The following is a 19,832-nucleotide window of genomic DNA, read 5'->3' on the forward strand; positions in this document are numbered from 1 at the left end:
CTTAAATGAGTAAAAACGCTAATATTGTCGCAATAGTAGGTAGACCAAACGTTGGTAAATCTACTTTATTTAATCGTTTGGTGGAACGCAGAGACGCTATCATGGATAATGAAAGTGGTGTAACGCGTGACCGACACTATGGACAGGCCGAATGGACGGGGAAAAAATTCACGGTTGTTGATACAGGTGGATATGTAGTAGGTTCTGAAGATACTTTTGAAGAAGCAATTCGCGAACAAGTAGAAATTGCTATTGATGAAGCTTCAGTATTACTATTTGTAGTAGATGTAAACACAGGTTTAACAGATTTGGATCGTGATTTTGCCCAACTACTGAGAAGAAGCCAAAAGCCAATCTATTTGGTGGCTAATAAGGCAGATTCATCAGAAAAGGTGATGCATGCTGTAGAGTTCTATGAACTTGGTATGGGTGATCCAATGGCCATTGCTTCTGCTTCTGGTTTTGGTACAGGTGATCTTCTTGATGAAGTAGTATCTAATTTCCCTGAAGAAGAAGAAGAGGAAGAAGAAGAAATTCCAAGAATCTCTGTGATCGGTAGACCAAACGTAGGTAAATCATCATTAACTAACCTTCTTTTAAATAAAGAAAGAAGTATCGTTACTGATATTGCTGGTACTACAAGAGATGCAGTAGATGCAAGATATAAAGCTTTCGGTAAAGAATTTATCCTTACTGATACAGCCGGACTAAGAAGAAAAACAAAGGCAAAAGATAACGTAGAATTCTATTCAGATTTACGTACGATCAAAGCTATTGAAAGATCAGATGTCTGTGTTGTTGTTCTTGACGCAACAAGAGGTATTGAGTCTCAAGACTTGAGTATCATTAATCTTGCTATTAAGAACAAGAAAGGCGTTGTCATCATGGTGAATAAATGGGATTTGATTGAGAAAGAAACTAACACTGCTAGAGATTTCGAAAAGAAAATTCAAGAGCGTTTAGGTGGAGCTTCTTATATTCCAATTATCACTACTTCAGTATTGGAAAAACAACGTATCTCAAAAATCATTGATAAGGCGATCGAAGTATTCGAAAACCGTAAGATGAAAGTAATGACTTCAGCATTGAATGAAATCATTGGTAGAGAGATTGACCGTCGTCCACCTCCAGCACACCGTGGTCACCATATCAAAGTGAAATATATTACGCAATTGCCTATTCATACTCCGGTATTTGCGTTCTTCTCAAATTATCCAAGACATGTAAAAGGACCTTATAAGTCTTTCTTGGAAAATAAAATTAGAGAGCATTTTGGTTTTGAAGGTGTACCAATGGGTATTGTATTCAAAGAAAAATAAAAAGTTAACTAGTTCAGTTAAACTGTTTATATTAAAGCTGTTGGGGTTTATTATGATAAGTCTCAACAGCTTTTTTGTCTTCTGTAAACTTGATGAGATACATGACGTTAAAAAAATTAGAACTCATTTCATTCCATCTGTCGTCATTCATGAAAAAAAGATTCATATATATATTATTTTTTGGGTTATTATTTTCTTGCTCAACAGTCACAGAAGAGATAATTCCTACTACACCTAAGAATCCATCAACATCAAAAACTTATGCAGTAAAAGTGAGTCAGGAAGTGTCTGATTCGATTAGCACTTTGGGAAATATATCGTTATTGATTAATGGGGAAAAACCATCTGATAACTTTTTTAATAAGCATAATTTAAGTGTATATCTAGTAAGATTTAGCACTCAAGAAAAGTTTGATCTTAAGATGAATACAATTAATAACTTTGGTGAAGGTGTATATAAATTGGTAATATCAATAGCAAAAAAGCATGCCCCAGTGAAGTCTAAAGTTAGATTACCAGATTTCAATCATAAAAAACATTCCTTAGACTCTAGTTCAATAATTACTTTATCACCAACGCATATTACGAAAATTAATATCATAGTGAATTAATTTCTTATAACTTTGGGGAGTGTTAAAGTAGTTCGAAAAAGATAAGATGATTAAAACAAAAATGATAATAGCAGCTTTATGTTGTTTTGCACTTTTCTCTTGTGGAGAAGGGAGTTCAGATAATACAAGTACTGAGGCTGTTGTTAAAGATAATCCTATACCGGTATTTAATGCAGATTCTGCATATAGCTATGTTCAAAAACAAGTAGACTTTGGTCCAAGAGTACCCAATACTATGGCTCATGATATGTGTGGAGCATACATAGCTAACGAGTTGGAGCGATTTGGTGCCATTGTGACAGAACAACCTTTAATGGTTACCGCTTATAATGGAACAACATTAAACGGGAAAAATATTATTGGTAGTATTAATCCAGATGCAAAAACAAGAATCATCTTAGCTGCACATTGGGACACAAGACATGTTTCTGATCAAGATGAGGATGCTTCTGTTCATAACCAACCCGTAATGGGAGCCAATGATGGTGGAAGTGGGGTAGGTGTTTTGCTAGAAGTAGCAAGAGCAATCAATTCTTTTTCAACTAAACCAAATATTGGTGTTGATATAATCTTCTTCGATGTAGAAGATTATGGTAGACCTGCATTTGAGGAAGATCAGTCTGGGGATTCTGGATATTGTTTGGGATCAAAATATTGGGCAGCCAATCCACATAAAGAAGGTTACCAAGCTTACTATGGTATTTTATTGGATATGGTTGGAGCAAAGAATCCAACTTTCTTAAGAGAGGGCGTATCAATGTATTTTGCTCCAAGAATAGTAAAGAAAGTTTGGAAAACTGCTGAAAGAAAAGGTTTCGGAAGTATGTTTTTAAAGCAAAATGGTCCTCAGTTAACAGACGATCATTTATATGTAAATGAAATTGCCAAGATCCCTATGATCGATATTATTGATCTTGATCCAACAGGACAGCATACATTCTTTGAGCACTGGCACACCCAAGATGATACAATGGAAAACATTGATAAAAAATCATTGGAAGCAGTTGGTGTTACATTATTACAAGTGTTATACAACGAGTAAAAACATAAATTTACAGTATTAAAAGGCTAGTTTAACGTATAAGTGAACTAGCCTTTTTTATGTTGATTATCTAGTAACAGTACTATATGTACATAAAATGATGCTATATGTACATTTGTTGATTGAAATATGCTTCAGAGTGGATTATTAGTGAAAGTTTGTTCAATTTAATTTTAAATGAAACGCCTCATACTAATCAAACCTATGAAAGACTGCTTAATTAGTGTGTAGCAAATAGAATTAAATTATTACTTAACCTCTCATTTTCCATTTATGGATATTGAGAAACAGCATTGTGCTGAACTTTTTTAAAATTATGACTTACTCAACTTTAAATTCCATCGCAAAACAAAAAGTAATCAACTCCATTTTATCAGACGATAAAAAACGAAAGAAGTGGAACAAAGCCACAGAATGGCTAAAGTCACAAATGATCGAGTGGGAAATGCAAAAATTATAATTAATAGATAGGAAGCTGATTTACGGTTAATGTGAATCAGCTTTTTTATTAACAATTGATAGATAACAAATTTAGTTTTAGAAATAAAGCCAATGTAAATTTCGTTGAATGCTAAACTAAAAACGTATTTATTACCTACTGTCATGAAAAAAGTTATAATCTTTTTCCTGGTTTTATTAATCAATCAAATCTCTACAGCCCAAGACAAAAATGATAAGTTAGGATCTTGGTATGTATATAATGGATTTTATAAGTTGAGTCCTAAATGGGAACTATTCTTTGAAGGACAATTACGTACCTATGAATTCATATCTGAACCTCAGAGCTTTTTTGTTAGGCCTTTTCTGAGTTATTATGTAAAAGATGATCTTCAGTTTGGTATTAGCCAAGAATATCATTCAAATTGGTCTGAAGAAGCTCCTGATCACCCATCAATTAATACCTCAGAATATAGAACAACCTTACAGGCTATAACCACTCAACATTGGGGCAGGGTTCATCTTCAGCATAGATATAGGTATGAGTTGAGGTTAATTGAAAACGATTTTAAGACAAGAGCAAGATATAGACTCCAAGTTGGAATTCCACTAACGGACCGTACTATGAAAAAGGGAGTTGTGTTTACAACTTTTGGTAATGAGATTCTGATGGATGTAACACCTAATGTGAATTTTAATCAGAATAGATCATATTGTATGTTGGGTTATCAGTTAACACCTACACTAAACCTTCAGTCAGGTTACATGTATCTATCCAAAAATGGACATAATAATGAACACAGGTTTCAGTTATTTATTACTCAGAAATTAAAGTTCTACAATTAAAAAAAGCCAATCTGCATAAAGTAGATTGGCTTTTTTCTTTTGAATGTAATATTCAAGAATCTATTCTTTAATATCCAATTGGATACTTAAGTCTTTTAATTGTTGAGCATCAGCAGCTGATGGAGACTCGATCATTACATCTCTACCTGAAGTGTTTTTCGGGAATGCGATGAAGTCACGGATAGAATCCACACCACCAAATAATGAACAAAGACGGTCGAAACCTAAAGCGATACCACCGTGAGGAGGAGCACCATATTCGAACGCGTTCATTAAGAAACCAAATTGCTCTTGTGCTTCTTCTGGAGTAAATCCAAGTGCATCGAACATATTTGCTTGATCCCCTTTATCATGGATACGGATTGAACCACCACCAACTTCAACACCGTTGATGACCATATCGTAAGCATTTGCTCGCGCATTGTAACGATCAGTTTTCAAGATTTCAGCATCTTCTGGAAGAACTGAAGTGAATGGGTGGTGCATTGCATGGTAATGACCAGTTTCTTCGTCTTTTTCGAACATTGGGAAGTTCACAACCCAAAGTGGAGAGAATTCTTGACGGTTTCTTAAACCTAAACGCTCACCCATTTCTAAACGAAGCTCACACATTTGCTTACGCGTAGTATCCAACTCACCAGATAAAACTAATAGTAAGTCGCCTGCTTCAGCACCTGCTTTTTCAGCCCATGCTTTCAAGTCGTCTTGTGAGTAGAATTTATCTACAGAAGATTTGAATGAACCGTCTTCGTTACATTTCACATAAACAAGACCTTTTGCTCCGATTTGAGGACGTTGTACCCACTTCGTTAACTCATCCACTTGCTTACGAGTGTATGATGCACAACCTTTAGCACAGATACCTAAAACAATCTCAGCAGAATCAAATACTTTGAATCCTTTGTTTTGAGCTACATCGTTTAAGTCTACGAATTTCATTTCGAAACGAGTATCAGGCTTATCCGAACCATAGTCACGCATAGCATCAGCATACTCCATTCTTGGGAATTCAGGAAGTTCGATGTTTTTCACCATTTTGAAAAGGTGACGCATCATTCCTTCAAAGTTGTTGATGATATCCTCACGATCAACGAATGCCATTTCACAGTCAATTTGAGTAAACTCAGGTTGACGGTCAGCACGTAAATCTTCATCACGGAAACATTTAACAATTTGGAAGTAACGGTCCATACCACCTACCATCAATAACTGCTTAAATGTTTGAGGTGATTGAGGTAAAGCATAAAATTCACCTGGGTTCATTCTTGATGGTACTAAGAAGTCACGAGCACCTTCAGGAGTAGACTTAATTAAAACAGGAGTTTCTACTTCAATAAAATCTTGATCTGATAAGTATCTTCTAACTTCTTGTGCAATCTTGTGACGTAAAATTAATTTTTCACGAACAGGATTACGACGAATATCTAAGTAACGATACTTCATACGAAGCTCATCACCACCATCTGTTTCGTCTTCAATTTTGAATGGAGGAGTTTGAGCCTCATTCAAAATTACTAAATCGCTTAAACGCAACTCAATATTACCAGTAGGGATATTAGGGTTTTTAGCCGCTCTTTCGATTACTTCACCTGTAGCTTGTAATACAAACTCACGACCCACTTTACGAGCAGTTTCTAATAGTGCTGCAGCTGCATTACCATCATCTTCAATTAACAACTGAGTGATACCGTAACGGTCACGAATGTCAATCCAGATTAAACCACCTTTATCACGAATAGCTTGTGCCCATCCGCTCAATGTCACCTTTTGCCCAATATGGCTTTCACGGAGTTCTCCGCAGTTATGCGTTCTAAGCATTTTATATTATTTTTTGTTTCTGTCTTGTCGAAATTATCGAACGCAAAAATAAGGAGTTGGAACCGCACTTCGAAACGATTTAATCAACCTTTTTTGACATCCCACACCTTTTTCTCATTTTTTTTGAAAAAAACGCATAAATATCCCTAAAAACGATAAGAATTTCTATTCGTCCTCTACTGTATATGTATTGATTAAGTAATCTAGAGTGATATCAATTTTATCTGTGGGTACTACTCTTGTGATTAATCCTAGATCTTCAGCTTGCTTGGCAGAGAATAATTCAGAAGAATTGATATTCAATTTATTAGTGAAAGCAGTATTTTCTGTGGCATAAGAAAGGTCGTAGGCTTTCAAGAATGAAGAACTAATAAAATTAGCTGTTCCTTCTATTACTGCAACAGTCATTGCTCTCATGTTTTGAATCATCTGCGTCAGCTTAATAAAGTAATCACTTTTTAGAATCTTGTTTGCACTGAAGCTTTTGTCATCGATGGGAAATTTTGGAAGAAAATAATTTTCTTGAACCGTTCGTAAAATGACCATATCAATGCTAGTATCTGTATTAATTTTTTCTAGGGTATTAATAATATCTAAAGTGAATTTCTGTGATAATTCATTTAAACAAAAATTAGGGACATATATAGTCACAACATTGTTCTTGCGAATACTGTGTATTTTACTTTGGTAGTTCATAATATGGATTAGTAAAATAGTATGTAGATGAAAATCAAGGTGTTATTTATTTCAATATGAAGTTGGATAAATATTAATGTATAGTTTTCGCTTACTGATCGTTAATACATCGTCGTTATCAATAACAAAAGTAATTAGTAGTTTAAGGAAATAAAGTGACGATGGTTATTAAAATTTAATAACAAATATTTGTAAATAGATGAATTGAAATTCACTTATAGTTTGTGATGTTATAATACTGTACACAGAGAATGGAATGAATTGAACCAATTAGAAATCGAATTCGTCTTCGTCTTCTTCCTCAATAAAATCGATATCTAATAATTGTTCAATATGTGTGATTTCTACTTCCTCGCCTAGGTAGAACTCAGCAAAGCTACTATAAATTTCTTGGGGTGTCATACCACCTTCTCTTAAAGCTTTGATTGAATCAGCTCCATCAGATTTAGATAGTTTTTCTCCTTTTTCATCAACTAATAGTGGATGGTGAAGAAATTCTACTTCTTCAAAGTTTTCTAGTTCGAGCTTATTTCCGAGAAAGATTTGAGCAGCTGAAGACTCAACAAGGTCTTCTCCTCTAACAATAAAATCAATTCCATCATCTTCATCGTCAATAAGTGATGCCAATTGATACGAGAAAAGGCCATCTTTTCGTCTGATGATAAAGTCTTTCATAACAGCATCAACATCGATAGCAAGATCGCCAATAAATAAATCTTCTAATAAAATAGGTGTAGGCGTAGTTTTAATCCTTACGGCATTGTCACTACTGAAAGGGAGGTTTAAGTCTCTACATTTACCAGTGTATAAACCAGAGGGAGATTGCTCAAAAACTTCTTTTCTAGAACAATTGCAGGCAAATAAATCGCCTTGTTCTTTGAGTTTGTCAAAAGCTTGTTGATAGCGATGATAGCGTAATTCTTGTGACCAATTTTTTTTGAAGTCATCTACACTAAAAGGGCCTTGATCATAATCTAGCCCTAACCAATCAATGGTTTGAAAAATATCTTCAATGTATTCGTCTCTAGCTCGAGTACTGTCAATATCATCAATGCGTAAAAGTATTTGACCATCTTCAGATTGTCTTGCCAAAATCCAAGTTAAAAGGAATGAATAGGCATTGCCAATATGTAAATAACCGGAAGGTGTTGGTGCAAATCTCGTACGCATTGATATAATAATTTCATTGAAAATATCTACAAAGGTACATAGTAGATTCGAATTAGTTGATACGGGTACGGGTTAATTTAATTCAATAAAAACAAGAGATTAAATTAATTTGATTTAGCCATCAAACGGTATGAACCCATGAAAACTAACGAAAGAACGAAGACACAAGCAAGTAATTCCATAAGACTATAGTTTAGAGGTTGAATTTAGTATTGTATGTCCTAAGACATTTATTATTACGAGTAAGACAAGATTTTGTATGATATAATTATCGTGAATTAATGTTTATTAGGTAAAGAGCTCTCTATCTGTTAGTAAAGGTAAAAAAAATACACCACCATAATTTTATCGGAGTTCATTTTTCTTGATATAGTCCAATAAAATCACAGCAGTGTATTATGTTAGGTGCTAGAGTTGACTAACTTTCTAATTGATCAACGGCATAAGCATAAGCTCCTAGAGAAATCGCTTCACTAGTTCCTAATGAAGAAATACCTACACCAATTTTAGGGTTGGCATCATACTTTACAGTTTTATCACTGAAAGGTACTTTAATCTCTAACTGGTTATTTGTCACGAACTTCTCTGTCTCAGTTTCGCTAGTTAGGTCGAATACTTCCATTACTAAACGATCAGTTCCAGAGTTGTATTTAGATTTCATCTCAGCTAAAGTTGCTGGCATAAATAATTCGTGAGCACCAGATAATCCTCCACCAATGACTACAATTGCATCGATAGTTGTGGCTAAAGTACAAAGAACATCACCTAAGTTTTCTCCTAATGTGTCGAAAGACTTTTGTGCGCTCTTATTATCACCTTCTTGGATACCTTTTGCGATTTCAAAGATATCTTTTGGTGTTAGTTCTGCATTATCTACACCTGAGAATTCTTTGTAAAATCTTTGTATAGCTCTAATACAAGAAGCTTCTTCAGCATTGATATGGTCTAATACCTTCGAAGGCATCAACCAGATTTCACCACCCATACTGTTATCGCCAATGTGAAGTTTGTTGTCAGAAACAACACCTCCACCAAGACCAGTACCTAGTGTGATACCAATAATATTTTTGTATTGCTTGTCGCTACCATTTGCTTTAAGCTTAGCATTGATTTCTGGTAAAATACCACCAATTGCTTCACCGTAAGCAAACAAGTCACCATCATTGTTAATAAATGCAGGAATACCAAATTGTTCTTCTAACATTGGTCCAAGTGCCACACCACCTCTGTATCCAGGAAGGTTTTGAAGGTCGCCAATGATACCGTTCGGGTAATCAGCAGGACCAGGGAATGCAAAACTGATAGCTTCTGGTTTTTTATCGCCTAATTGTTGGATGACATGATTAAAGCCATCAAGGATGTTTTGTAAACTTTTCTCTAGATTGTCACCGTTAGAAGGTAGTCTATGCGGATCAACGATCATTTTTCCGCCTTGCATTGCTGAAAATACGAAGTTAGTGCCACCTGCATCAAGTGTTAGGACAATTTGTTTTTTCTCTTGTATTGACATCGTTGTTATTGTATAGTTTTATTTCTGTTCAGTAGTAATCAATTTCACCTCAAATGGAGACATTTTCACATACAAATTTCGGTGATTCATCACTTTGATATCTGTATTTCTTGATAATATGACCGAATGCTGATCAAATACTTGATGAGCGTTCATTTCAAAGCAGTAAAAATCAAGTTCAGATATATCATCTTGGAATTCAACCGATATAGCTTTACTTGTTTCCGCTAAATTGACCATCAAAGTTACATATTCATTATTTAATGTAATAGCACCTACTGCATAAAAGTTATGATGATTTTTATTATCCATTTTGATAATTCGACTGCCTTTAGGAATATATTTTGACATCCATGACCAAGTGTAATACCAAGGTCGATTATTTAATTCGGTCGAATCTTGATATAGAGTATCTCCAAGAGAATTAAACATACCCCATCTTATCAGCTGTGATTTGTTCCCATCACTCGCTTCTGTAAACATAGCATCATCTAAATTCCAAGCGACAATAGCATCTGCTCCGTCATTTAATAATTGAATACTTCCTACGGTGGTATTGATCGCATACTTAGTTGTATATACCGCAGACTGTGAGTTTCGGCTTGTTCTTCCATCATGAATCACAGAATCGCTTTGTTGTAATGCATATTCTGTGATAAATAGCGGATGTGCTAATTGCTGAATAGATTCAGATGAAATATTCAAAGCAGAATCAACGCGGTCATTGAGTATGGACTGTTCTGTTAGTATGGCATGTATATCATAAGCACCAATTTTTTCATGTAGCTCCTTTTGTGTTTTACCTAGCCATTCTTTTCCTTCAGTATCTTTATTTGGCATACTCCATTGTGGATCAGAACTTGGACCCATAATTTTTACATATTGATTTAATTCCTTCTTGTTTAATTGTTGATGAAGCATTTCTATTATTTCTTTCCAATGTTCCCAATCTCCTTGAGTCTTGGCTTTGAATGTATTCGGAGCATCAACAATTGTATAATACTTAATGCAAGTATATTTTTTTTTCTTAATGAGGTGATGTAAAAATTGACCAATCATTTCTACCCATTGATCATAATTGTTTTGGTTGAATTGCCATGATGGGTTCCATTCTCCTAAAATGACGGTAATATTCTCTCTCTGACAATAATCTAGTACTCTATATAATGCATGCATCTCATGTCTGTCAAAACTGAGTACGGGTATACCATTGTTGTCTAACCTCCTAAAGTAACGATCTTGAGAGTTATCAAGAATTCTAATAATTGATGGCTGCATGTAGTCTAATTTCTGAAATAAGAACTGCCATCGTTTTGGGTCTTTCATTAAGTAACCCCAAGGATCTCTAGGAGCATCTGCATGTATATAAGTAGACCATTGAACTCCAAAGCCTTCGAAATGATCATTTACTATATTTTTTTGGTCGAACTGTACACTATAGTCTGTTTTTTCTTCTTTGCAGGAGAATAAGAAAAGGTGAATCACAAGAAGAATGAGTAGGGTAGAGTGTTTTTTGGTCATAGAATGCTATTACAATTTTTCATTTGTAACAAAATCTACATAAATGATGATGAAAAACTGCTGAAATATTCGAATAATGTAATGATCTATAAAAAAAAGTCACATCAATTCCATTTAAATAATTAAAGTCATTTCAAAATTGAAAAAGAATGTACAAATTCCGCCGCGATTGAAATAAATCAACAATTAAACGAACACTTTCAAAAATATATACTTATCATGACAACAGTTACATTAGGTATCGACGTTGGGGGAACTAATACTAAGATCGGTTTTGTAGACCGTCACGGTAGATGTTTGGCTAGTACTCACATTCCTACAGGTGCAGACAAACCATTCGATAACTTCTTAAAAGACGTTTTTTCTACAGTAGAAGAACTGAAAAAAGAAGCTGGTGAAATCGAAATGGTAGCAGTAGGTATTGGAGCTCCAAACGCAAACTATTATACAGGTAAAATTGAAAAAGCCGTAAACCTTAAAGGTTGGGGTGAGGAAGTAGCTATCGCTGATTTAATGCAAGAGCACTTCAAAGTTCCTGTAGCTATTACAAATGATGCAAACGCTGCTGCTTTAGGTGAAATGAAGTTTGGTGTTGCTCAAGGAATGAAAAACTTCTTAGTTGTTACTTTAGGTACTGGTTTAGGAAGTGGTATCATCGTAAATGGTGACTTACTTTACGGTCATGATGGTTTTGCTGGTGAGTTAGGACACATCAACGTAGTTGAAGACGGTCGTATCTGTGGCTGTGGAAGAAGAGGTTGTTTAGAAACATATGTTTCAGCAACGGGTATCAAGCGTACTATGTTTGAACTGTTAGCAGATAACAACGGTAGTAGCTTACTTTCTAATAAAACATTTGAAGACTTAGAAGCAAAAGATATTTTTGATGCTGCTGAGCAAGGTGACGAATTAGCAAAAGAAGCATTTGCTGTTACAGGTGAAATTTTAGGTAAAGCATTAGCAGATACTATCGCAATCTTTAGCCCTGAGGCAATTGTATTGTTTGGTGGTTTAGCAAGTGCAGGCGATTACATCACTTCTCCAACTCGCGAAGCAATGGAAGCGAATTGCTTATCAATCTTTAAAGGAAAAACTCGCTTAGTTGTATCGAACTTAGAAGGTGATAACACTGCTATCTTAGGTTCTTCAGCTTTAGCTTGGCAAGAATATGAAAAGCAACAAGCTTAATTATTCGATATAATATATAAAAAAGTCCCCTCTTAATGCATTACTGCTACAAGAGGGGATTTTTTGTTTTTGTGATTTTGGTTTTCAGTTAATAGAAATAGGTTTCTCAAGCCTATTGTATGAGCAGGGTTCCAAAAAAATGAAGATATACAGTAGCCCTACTCAATATTTTCATTATCTGCTAGCTTTGTACTCAATAGGAGTTTGAGCATCAGAAACAGATAAATTATTTACAGTAAATGAGTTGGCAGGCTCTTTACCTTCTTCAGGGAAGTAAGTTTCATGAACATGTACTAATGTGATGTTATGCTCAATACTAACACCTGTTGGATAGCCTTCTACCTTGATATTTTCAAGCTTCACTTTCGTACCTTCTCTTAATTTTAAACCTTGTGATTGGTTACCAGAATGTGCGATTAATGTAACGTTTCTTAGTGTTGGGAATGAGAATGGTTCCATCGCATTATTATTTTGATTGTTGTCACCTTCTAATCCTCTATCCCCTTGAGTAGTGTTTTTACCATAAAGGTTTTCAGCTGTTCCTACCCAACCTTCTGTCCAGTCAAAAGAATCATCACCATTATCGGTTGATACTAAGTTTTCTGCGTTAACAGTACCACCAAACCATTCGAATCCATCATCAGCACCTTTATGTGCTTGTAGATTACGTAATACAGTACCGTTACCTACACCATTGAATGTAAATCCATTGTGCTCTTTATCTGCTGTAATTTGGTTACCACCAAACTCTAAACGAACGAACTCAAGGATACCTGAATTATCTGATGGATTGTGACCACCGTACCAAATACCAGGGCCAGAAACTTCGGGTACTGCTCTACCTGTATCATCACCATTGTTAATAGGAGCATGACCATTGATAATAATACCACCCCATGATCCAGGTTTACCTTTTGTTGGAGCATCTTCTGTAGTGAAGACAATCATGTTTTCAGCTGTACCTTTTGCAATAATTTTTGCATCCTGCTCAATCATCAAATAAGAAACACCATCTTCGTCAGGGTCTACGATATGTACACCTTCTTCGATAGTTAGTGTCGCGTTAGCTTTTACATGTACACCACCTTTCAAAAACCAGGTAGAATGAGCTGCTAGCGTTAGGTTTTGATCAATTACTTGTGGAAGTGTATCCGCATTGCTAACATCTGTCTGTGTTCCTTCATAATCAGCATCAACAGCCCATTCTGGCATATCCCATCCGCTGGCTTCACCATTGGCATTAATAGGATTGTTTTCAGTTAAGAATTGAGCTAAAGCTTCTCCGTCTAATTCAGGGTTTGGAGTGTTGTTGTTTTCACTTTTTTCGCATGAAGAAAATACCGTTAGTGCAGAAACACCTGCAACAGCTAGAGTTTTAAAGTAATTTTTCATTCTAATAGAATTTAAGACTTGATTGATTTTTAAGGTTTACTAAAATGTATAGGATAGTCCGATACCGATTTCCATACCTCTCTTATATGAGGAAATTGGTTTTGTGATTCCTCCATCAAATTCTTGATATCTTTCGATAGAAGGATTCAGTAAGTTTTTAGCGGAAATGTTCAGACTAAGATTCTTTTTTATTTTATTTCTGATGATCAGATCTAATGTGCCAAATGATTTTTCATAGATATCACCCGCACCGTAAGAACCTGATGCATAAAGGCGGTCTCCAAAAGTGGTATAGTTAAGCATAAATGATGAGTTGATATCTCCATTTAACCACTCTTGATTGTAACCAATATTGGTATTTAGAATATATGGTGAAGCACCTTGTAATGCTCTTTCTCTGTTAGTTACTACAGTACTCACATCGTCTCCAATTTTCATTCTAGAGTACATCAAGGTACCGTTTATACCGAAAGTTGTATTCTGTAAAACTGTACTTCCGGTATTGAATACATTATCGAGTTTCTTTTGGAATTCTAATTCTATACCTGCGACTACGGCTTCTCCGACATTTTCATAAGTATAAAGGTTACCTGCGGCAGCTTTAGTTACTCTCTCAATTGGGTTATCAAGTAGTTTTCCGAATGCTCCGATGGCGAATATTTCTCCAGAATTAGGGAAGATTTCATACTTAAGATCTAGGTTATAGTTTTCCGCATTTCTTAGGTTGGGATTACCAATAATGGACTCTCCACCAGCAACACTTTGGTATTCAAAAGGAATAATTTCTCTCATACCAGGTCTAGTGATTGTTTTACTAGCCGCAAAACGCATATTGGACTGCTCATTGATGGTATACTTGAAGTTGGCAGAAGGTAAGAACTCAGTGGAGTTGTATACATTTTCTCTAAAAGGAGCATCAAGAGCATCTTCTCTAAGTCTGTATTTTACATATTGGCGTCCTACTTCAGTTCTGATACCTACATTCATTTTCAAACGGTTAGGAATGATATCGTAATCGTATCCTGTATAGAATGAATGTACTTCCATTTCAGCTTTAAAATATGTATCAGCAACTCTATACGGCCTATGTTCTAATGTGCCATCTTGTAACCACTTATTAATCTGGTCATTTGGATTTTCTGAATCAATACCATTTGCTCCTGATCCGTAAAGTCCAGTTTGATACCAATTAAACTCTCTTGTTTTTACTTTCCCTTGATAGCCTAATCGAAGATTGCTTCTATATTTATCAGAATCGCGATCAAACGCTCCTAATCCATATTTAATCTCTCCTTTTGCTGCATATTCTACTTCTCCCATATCGCCCCAATAGCGATGATTATCAACAGGGTTTAATGTGAATAAGTTGACATTTTCTCCTTTACCTGTGAATAATAATTGTTTCCTATCTGGCTCTTGACTGCTTGTTTCAGATCTAGATACACCCCAATTGAAGTTTAATCGATCATTTTCTAGAAAGGAATGGTCTCCAGTAAATTGGGCTACCCAAATTGTATTTTGGATATAAGTATTTCTTCGAACTAAAAGGTTGTTCTGGTCAAAGTCTCTATGATAGCCATAGTTCTCATCAACAGTATTAAATGATTCGTTGACTAAGATATTATTGATGTTGAACTTATGACGGTTATTGATTTTAAAAGTAAGGTTTGCTAATGCAGAAGTATTTGTAGAATAGATCCATTGATCTCTTTCATAATCTACAGTAGGGCTAGCTTGTGCATTATAAGCAGCTAGTTTTCCACTTCTATGTTCATACTTGTTATTATGAGCAAGTGATGCGACAAAACCAATTCCACCTTCGCTACCTATATTCCAGAATTTACCTCCAGAAGTATTGAAGTTGATAGCTATGGGGGCTTTTACAGTGGATGGACTCCATGAAGTTTCGTAAGTACCTACTTCATTTCCGATAGTTGGAGGTACTCCGCCTGGAGGCATTGGTCTCGCGTTTCCGTTAAACCCTAATCCTTCAAATTGCCCATCAGCATGTGTTTTAAAGTCTTGGAAAGTAGCTTGACTGTTATATGTACCCGATACTCCAAAAGTGAAAAATGGCTCATCAGGGTAATCCTTTAGAATAATATCTACATTGGCACCTGAAAAATCACCATATAACTCAGGAGAAGCAGTTTTAGAAACGCTTATATTCTTAACTAAATCAGAAGGGAAGATGGATAGGGGAATCATTTTAAGATCAGGATTTGTAGAAGGGATGGGTAGGCCATTCATAGTGGCATTATTGTATCTATCACCAAGGCCTCTAACGAATAATCCTTTTCCACTTACTTTTGAAACACCAGATATTTGAGTCATTGCTCCTTCAACATCTGAGATCCCTTTCACTGACATTTCTTCAGCACCGATAGATTGAATCATTACATCAGAATTCTTTCTCTCTACCATTAATGCTTCAGAGCTTTCTTTATTAGCTTTTCCAACAATTTCTACTGCATCTAATTCTTGTGCATCAATACCCAAAGAGAATTGAATTGTAGAGGTCTGTCCTTCCTTCACCAATACAGTTTGAGTGGTAGCTTTGTATCCGATAAAAGTGGCTAGAATTTCATGTTCACCTTGGTTAGCAGGAAATGAAAACTTACCAAAGATATCAGTAGATGCACCTGTGGTGGTGCCATTAATGATTACACTCGCACCAATTATTTCTTCTCCTGTTTCAGCATCATAGACGGTACCCGAGATCGTACCTTTTTGTGCCCAAGATGTTAGTCCAATTGAAGTAAGTAAAATTAAGAAAATTAGGTTCTTCATTTTTTCGATTGATATTTTTTACGTCTGCAAAAGTAGGCGAGGTATATCTCATCGAATTCTACAAAAAGTAAAGAAAATATTAAATGAAAAAATTGTGTATGATGTTAATGTTAAGGTGTTAAAAACTTGATATTGTGTATGTTGTTAATTTATAAAATACCTGTTAATAAAAAAGTCACTTGATGAATTAAATCAAGTGACTTTTATTTTTTAGATACCAAAGGCATCTTATTTTACATTCTCGAAGACAACAATTTGATGACTTAATGGTTGAGAAACGTTACCAACTTCATCTTTAAATCTTACATAAACGGTTCTTCTACCTCTACCTCCTAGGTTCCAACGAACTTCAGGAGAATAGTCGATCCATGTTGCTCCGTTAAAGTTAGAACTATTTGATAGCTGCATTTGAACGGTACCTTCAGATACGTGGGTTCTTACAGTCACTTCTTCACTTTCTGTTCCTGTAGCTCCATTATTAAACTCTAAGGTATAAAGAATAGGATGATCTGTATCTAAAGTAATAGAAGCAAAGATTGGTTTTGATTGTTCGCCTGCTCTGTTTCTTACTTTTACATATACCTTGGCAACACCATCTTGATTTCTAAGTTTCCACTTCTTAGATCTTCTGAAAGGTTCCCATGTAGATGGAGCAGCAAATGAATAATCATTAGAGATAATCATTTCAGTGGCATTGTCTGCATTAATCTTTAAATCTACGTTCAATAGATTTGTTAATGGATCTCCATTATTGATTGTAATATCTGTTGCCACAGGCTGTGTTCTATCTAATACAATGTGAGATACTGCTTGGAAAGATTCGTTTCCTGCATAATCATAATATTTCACATAGATATTTTTTTCACCATCTTCTTCAGGTAAAGTCCATTTTACTCTAGAACGATAGTGCGTCCAATACCCATCAGAGAAATCAGGATTATTTGAAATAACCATAAAATCAGCTCCCTTACATATAGGGTTGAGTAAAACCTCTCTTCTTGGATTCCTTGTATATGGATTATTGTTGTCAATAATTAATTGAGGTTGTTCTGGTGGATCTCGGTCCCAAATAATATTCTTCTTGATGATACGGGTAACATTATCGTGATCATCCTTGAATTGAACATAAATGGTCTTTTTACCTTCTTCTCCTTTTAATGGGTAGTTGTATTTTTCCTTATATGCGATCCAGTCTACACCTTCCCAAGTAGGATTATCGGCAACTCTCATATAATAAGCTGAATCAGCAATCATTTGCATATCTAAAGCGACATCTCTTATATATGTGTAGCTTTTAGGTACAGCGATATTTTCTGGTATTTCAGGTACATGAATATTTACAGCTAAATTTTGAGGTGCTGTTGCATCAAAATAAAGACGCTTACTTAATGGTTCTGAAATATTTCCTGCAAAATCTTTAAACCTGATGTATAAATTTCTATATCCTCTTGGTCCACCTTTTACACTCATACCATAATAGAAAGGTGTTTCGATGTATGGTTTCCATGAAGCAGTATAGAAAGAAGAATCTTCAGTTATTTGCATGGCTACAGCGTCTTGAGCTTTCACCTTTACAATGTAGTCTTTTGTATAGTAGATTCTAGACTCTGTTGGTAATACTGTTAACTCCATCGATGGATTTAATGGAGGAGTAATGTCCCAAATAATTTCATCACTTACTACTCTACTTTCAGTTTCCGTTTCTGTCTTGAATTGAGCATAGATCGTTTTGTTTCCATCCGGCTTTTTGAGGTTGAAGTCAATGTGTTTTTGGAAATCTACCCATTCTACATCTTCAAAACGAGAAGAGGTACTAATACGCATTTTTGTTGCATTCAGGCAGTATACAAATAGACTTACCTTACCATCTTCCCTTGTATTGTATTCACTATTTTCATCGATAGTGATTTGTGGAGAAAGCGGTCTTATTTCTTTGAAAATTGTTTTTTCAAATACCTCTGAGACGTTTCTTGCTCTATCTCTAAATTGGACATAGATTTTTCTATCACCGCCTTTATTACCAATATATTGTGTGAATGGGGCAGTAGAGTATTCTCTCCAGTGAGTATTATCAAATTCTTCATCAACACCAACTCTCATCATTAAAGCACCTTTAGCTCTTACTCTAATTCTTACTTGATTATCAGTTGTTGTTTTGATATCTCCTTGGATATAAATTTCACCATCTACTGGAGGATCTTTGTCGTACTCAATTTCTGTTTTGATTGGTAATGATTGATTTTTGGCTTTATCTCTATATGAAACCCAAATTTCTCTTTTACCTGTTTCTCCTCCTTCTAGTTCCCACATTTTTACAGGTGAAAAAGGTTCCCATTCTCCTGCAGAATCAAAATCTTTATCATTGGCAATACGCATCTCAACGGCATCTGTGGCTCTTAGTTGTAGAGCTACTTTAGTTGACTTTGTATATTCATCACCATTATTGACGGTAATTCTTGGGTTAATAGGAGGTTTAGTATCTACATATATTTGTGTATGTATTGTACCGGATTCATTACCTGCTTTATCTCTGAAGCGAACATAAACACCACGATAGCCCTCAAAAATATCATCTTCCATTTCCCACTCATCAATGAAGTCCATGTAGCGTCTCCATTTGTGTCCATAGAAGTTCATACTGTTACTAAGCTTCATGTATTCTGCTCCTTTTGCTCCCAATTCTAGACTCACAAGTCGGTTATGTTGGTTAACGTACTTGATGTTTTTCTCTTCATCAACAACCGCAAAGTCGGGTACAATATCTATATACTGAGGGGTTGGAGCTTTTGTGTCAAGTTTGATATGGTCGGTATAAACTTTTGTTTCATTTCCTGCATTGTCCTTGAACTTGACATATATTTTTTTGATTCCGTCTCCAGAAAGCAACATCCAAGAATGTACATGTTTTCTGTAGGGAATCCAGTCGTCGTTACTGAAAACACCTGTATTGCTTAAGTTCATCCAAGTAGCATTTTGACATTTTAGGTCAATTTCTACTCTTCTTTTTTTCGTATAGTTACCTCTAGAGAAGCTCACTCGCCCTCCAAATGGTGGTTTTGTATCTAATATGGTGTAAGCAACAAAAACATCAGTTACCTGTCCATTATGAAGTTGAAACTTTACGAAGACTTCTTTTTCACCGTCGTCTTTTAAAAGATTCCAGAAGTGAGTTCTTTGGTAATTTTTCCATTCACTATCATGAAAATCGAAGTGGTTACTGATTTTCATTTTATAGGCATCAGGAACATTAAGTATTAACTTCACTTCTCTCGTATTTACCAAATCACCGTTTTCAATAAACACCCCAAATTGGGCATTCGCTTGAAAAGCAAATAATAAAAATAAAGTGGAGAGTATATATCTTAATTTTTGTGTCATGATCTCTATTGAACATCTATTGTGATAATAGATACTATACAAATATTGGGCAAATAAAAAATAAGTGATGTATAAAGCCTTGAAAATGCTATACATCACTTATGAAAATGAGT

Annotated in this window: 14 protein-coding genes; 6 read left to right on the plus strand and 8 right to left on the minus strand. The window is 35.2% G+C overall.

Going from position 1 to position 19,832, the window contains the following annotated elements:
- Positions 1–5 precede the first annotated feature (5 nt).
- The 5 genes from der (at position 6) to HGP29_RS26435 (ending at position 4,256) form a co-directional block, all read left to right on the plus strand.
- Positions 6–1,319 (plus strand): ribosome biogenesis GTPase Der, encoded by a 1,314-nt coding sequence (der, locus tag HGP29_RS26415; RefSeq protein WP_168885478.1) that lies wholly within the window; start codon positions 6–8, stop codon positions 1,317–1,319.
- A 149-nt stretch (positions 1,320–1,468) separates the two neighbouring features.
- On the plus strand, positions 1,469–1,930 hold the full coding sequence (locus tag HGP29_RS26420; protein ID WP_168885479.1) for a hypothetical protein: 462 nt from the start codon (positions 1,469–1,471) through the stop codon (positions 1,928–1,930).
- Positions 1,931–1,976: 46 nt separating this feature from the next.
- Positions 1,977–2,972 carry a M28 family peptidase gene (locus HGP29_RS26425; protein ID WP_168885480.1) on the plus strand — a complete coding sequence of 332 codons (996 nt, stop codon included), beginning with the start codon at positions 1,977–1,979 and terminating at the stop codon, positions 2,970–2,972.
- 316 nt (positions 2,973–3,288) lie between these two features.
- Positions 3,289–3,432: a hypothetical protein gene (locus HGP29_RS26430; protein ID WP_168885481.1), complete on the plus strand. Its 144-nt coding sequence runs from the start codon at positions 3,289–3,291 to the stop codon at positions 3,430–3,432.
- A gap of 143 nt (positions 3,433–3,575) precedes the next feature.
- The gene (locus HGP29_RS26435) at positions 3,576–4,256 is read left to right on the plus strand and encodes a DUF2490 domain-containing protein (protein ID WP_168885482.1); all 681 of its coding nucleotides are present in this window, start codon (positions 3,576–3,578) and stop codon (positions 4,254–4,256) included.
- A gap of 60 nt (positions 4,257–4,316) precedes the next feature.
- Here the strand turns inward: HGP29_RS26435 and aspS are convergent, their stop codons facing one another.
- The 5 genes from aspS to HGP29_RS26460 form a co-directional block, all read right to left on the minus strand.
- Positions 4,317–6,074: an aspartate--tRNA ligase gene (gene aspS / locus HGP29_RS26440; protein ID WP_168885483.1), complete on the minus strand. Its 1,758-nt coding sequence runs from the start codon at positions 6,072–6,074 to the stop codon at positions 4,317–4,319.
- Between the two features lie 165 nt (positions 6,075–6,239).
- A complete protein-coding gene (locus HGP29_RS26445) occupies positions 6,240–6,770 on the minus strand; it encodes a Clp protease/crotonase-like domain-containing protein (RefSeq protein WP_168885484.1) in 531 nt (176 codons plus the stop codon).
- 270 nt (positions 6,771–7,040) lie between these two features.
- Positions 7,041–7,940 (minus strand): glutamate--tRNA ligase family protein, encoded by a 900-nt coding sequence (locus HGP29_RS26450; RefSeq protein WP_168885485.1) that lies wholly within the window; start codon positions 7,938–7,940, stop codon positions 7,041–7,043.
- A 418-nt stretch (positions 7,941–8,358) separates the two neighbouring features.
- Positions 8,359–9,450 (minus strand): ROK family protein, encoded by a 1,092-nt coding sequence (locus HGP29_RS26455; protein WP_168885486.1) that lies wholly within the window; start codon positions 9,448–9,450, stop codon positions 8,359–8,361.
- 18 nt (positions 9,451–9,468) lie between these two features.
- A complete protein-coding gene (locus HGP29_RS26460; RefSeq protein WP_168885487.1) occupies positions 9,469–10,971 on the minus strand; it encodes a hypothetical protein in 1,503 nt (500 codons plus the stop codon).
- A 219-nt stretch (positions 10,972–11,190) separates the two neighbouring features.
- Here HGP29_RS26460 and HGP29_RS26465 point away from each other — a divergent pair, with 219 nt between their 5' ends.
- Complete coding sequence (locus HGP29_RS26465) at positions 11,191–12,159, plus strand: ROK family protein (protein ID WP_168885488.1); 969 nt, start codon at positions 11,191–11,193, stop codon at positions 12,157–12,159.
- Positions 12,160–12,333: 174 nt separating this feature from the next.
- Here HGP29_RS26465 and HGP29_RS26470 read toward each other — a convergent pair whose 3' ends face one another.
- The 3 genes from HGP29_RS26470 to HGP29_RS26480 form a co-directional block, all read right to left on the minus strand.
- Complete coding sequence (locus HGP29_RS26470) at positions 12,334–13,551, minus strand: hypothetical protein (RefSeq protein ID WP_168885489.1); 1,218 nt, start codon at positions 13,549–13,551, stop codon at positions 12,334–12,336.
- A gap of 39 nt (positions 13,552–13,590) precedes the next feature.
- A complete protein-coding gene (locus HGP29_RS26475) occupies positions 13,591–16,341 on the minus strand; it encodes a TonB-dependent receptor (protein WP_168885490.1) in 2,751 nt (916 codons plus the stop codon).
- A 228-nt stretch (positions 16,342–16,569) separates the two neighbouring features.
- Positions 16,570–19,719: a hypothetical protein gene (locus tag HGP29_RS26480; RefSeq protein WP_168885491.1), complete on the minus strand. Its 3,150-nt coding sequence runs from the start codon at positions 19,717–19,719 to the stop codon at positions 16,570–16,572.
- Positions 19,720–19,832: the final 113 nt, after the last annotated feature.

Source organism: Flammeovirga agarivorans (assembly GCF_012641475.1).
In the GTDB taxonomy this organism is placed as follows: domain Bacteria; phylum Bacteroidota; class Bacteroidia; order Cytophagales; family Flammeovirgaceae; genus Flammeovirga; species Flammeovirga agarivorans.

What these genes read in the sequence shown, in the direction of transcription:
- der (WP_168885478.1), top strand. Translation starts at nt 6, where the DNA reads ATGAGTAAAAACGCTAATATTGTCGCAATAGTAGGTAGACCAAACGTT.
- HGP29_RS26420 (WP_168885479.1), top strand. Translation starts at nt 1,469, where the DNA reads ATGAAAAAAAGATTCATATATATATTATTTTTTGGGTTATTATTTTCT.
- HGP29_RS26425 (WP_168885480.1), top strand. Translation starts at nt 1,977, where the DNA reads ATGATTAAAACAAAAATGATAATAGCAGCTTTATGTTGTTTTGCACTT.
- HGP29_RS26430 (WP_168885481.1), top strand. Translation starts at nt 3,289, where the DNA reads ATGACTTACTCAACTTTAAATTCCATCGCAAAACAAAAAGTAATCAAC.
- HGP29_RS26435 (WP_168885482.1), top strand. Translation starts at nt 3,576, where the DNA reads ATGAAAAAAGTTATAATCTTTTTCCTGGTTTTATTAATCAATCAAATC.
- aspS (WP_168885483.1), bottom strand. Translation starts at nt 6,074, where the DNA reads ATGCTTAGAACGCATAACTGCGGAGAACTCCGTGAAAGCCATATTGGG.
- HGP29_RS26445 (WP_168885484.1), bottom strand. Translation starts at nt 6,770, where the DNA reads ATGAACTACCAAAGTAAAATACACAGTATTCGCAAGAACAATGTTGTG.
- HGP29_RS26450 (WP_168885485.1), bottom strand. Translation starts at nt 7,940, where the DNA reads ATGCGTACGAGATTTGCACCAACACCTTCCGGTTATTTACATATTGGC.
- HGP29_RS26455 (WP_168885486.1), bottom strand. Translation starts at nt 9,450, where the DNA reads ATGTCAATACAAGAGAAAAAACAAATTGTCCTAACACTTGATGCAGGT.
- HGP29_RS26460 (WP_168885487.1), bottom strand. Translation starts at nt 10,971, where the DNA reads ATGACCAAAAAACACTCTACCCTACTCATTCTTCTTGTGATTCACCTT.
- HGP29_RS26465 (WP_168885488.1), top strand. Translation starts at nt 11,191, where the DNA reads ATGACAACAGTTACATTAGGTATCGACGTTGGGGGAACTAATACTAAG.
- HGP29_RS26470 (WP_168885489.1), bottom strand. Translation starts at nt 13,551, where the DNA reads ATGAAAAATTACTTTAAAACTCTAGCTGTTGCAGGTGTTTCTGCACTA.
- HGP29_RS26475 (WP_168885490.1), bottom strand. Translation starts at nt 16,341, where the DNA reads ATGAAGAACCTAATTTTCTTAATTTTACTTACTTCAATTGGACTAACA.
- HGP29_RS26480 (WP_168885491.1), bottom strand. Translation starts at nt 19,719, where the DNA reads ATGACACAAAAATTAAGATATATACTCTCCACTTTATTTTTATTATTT.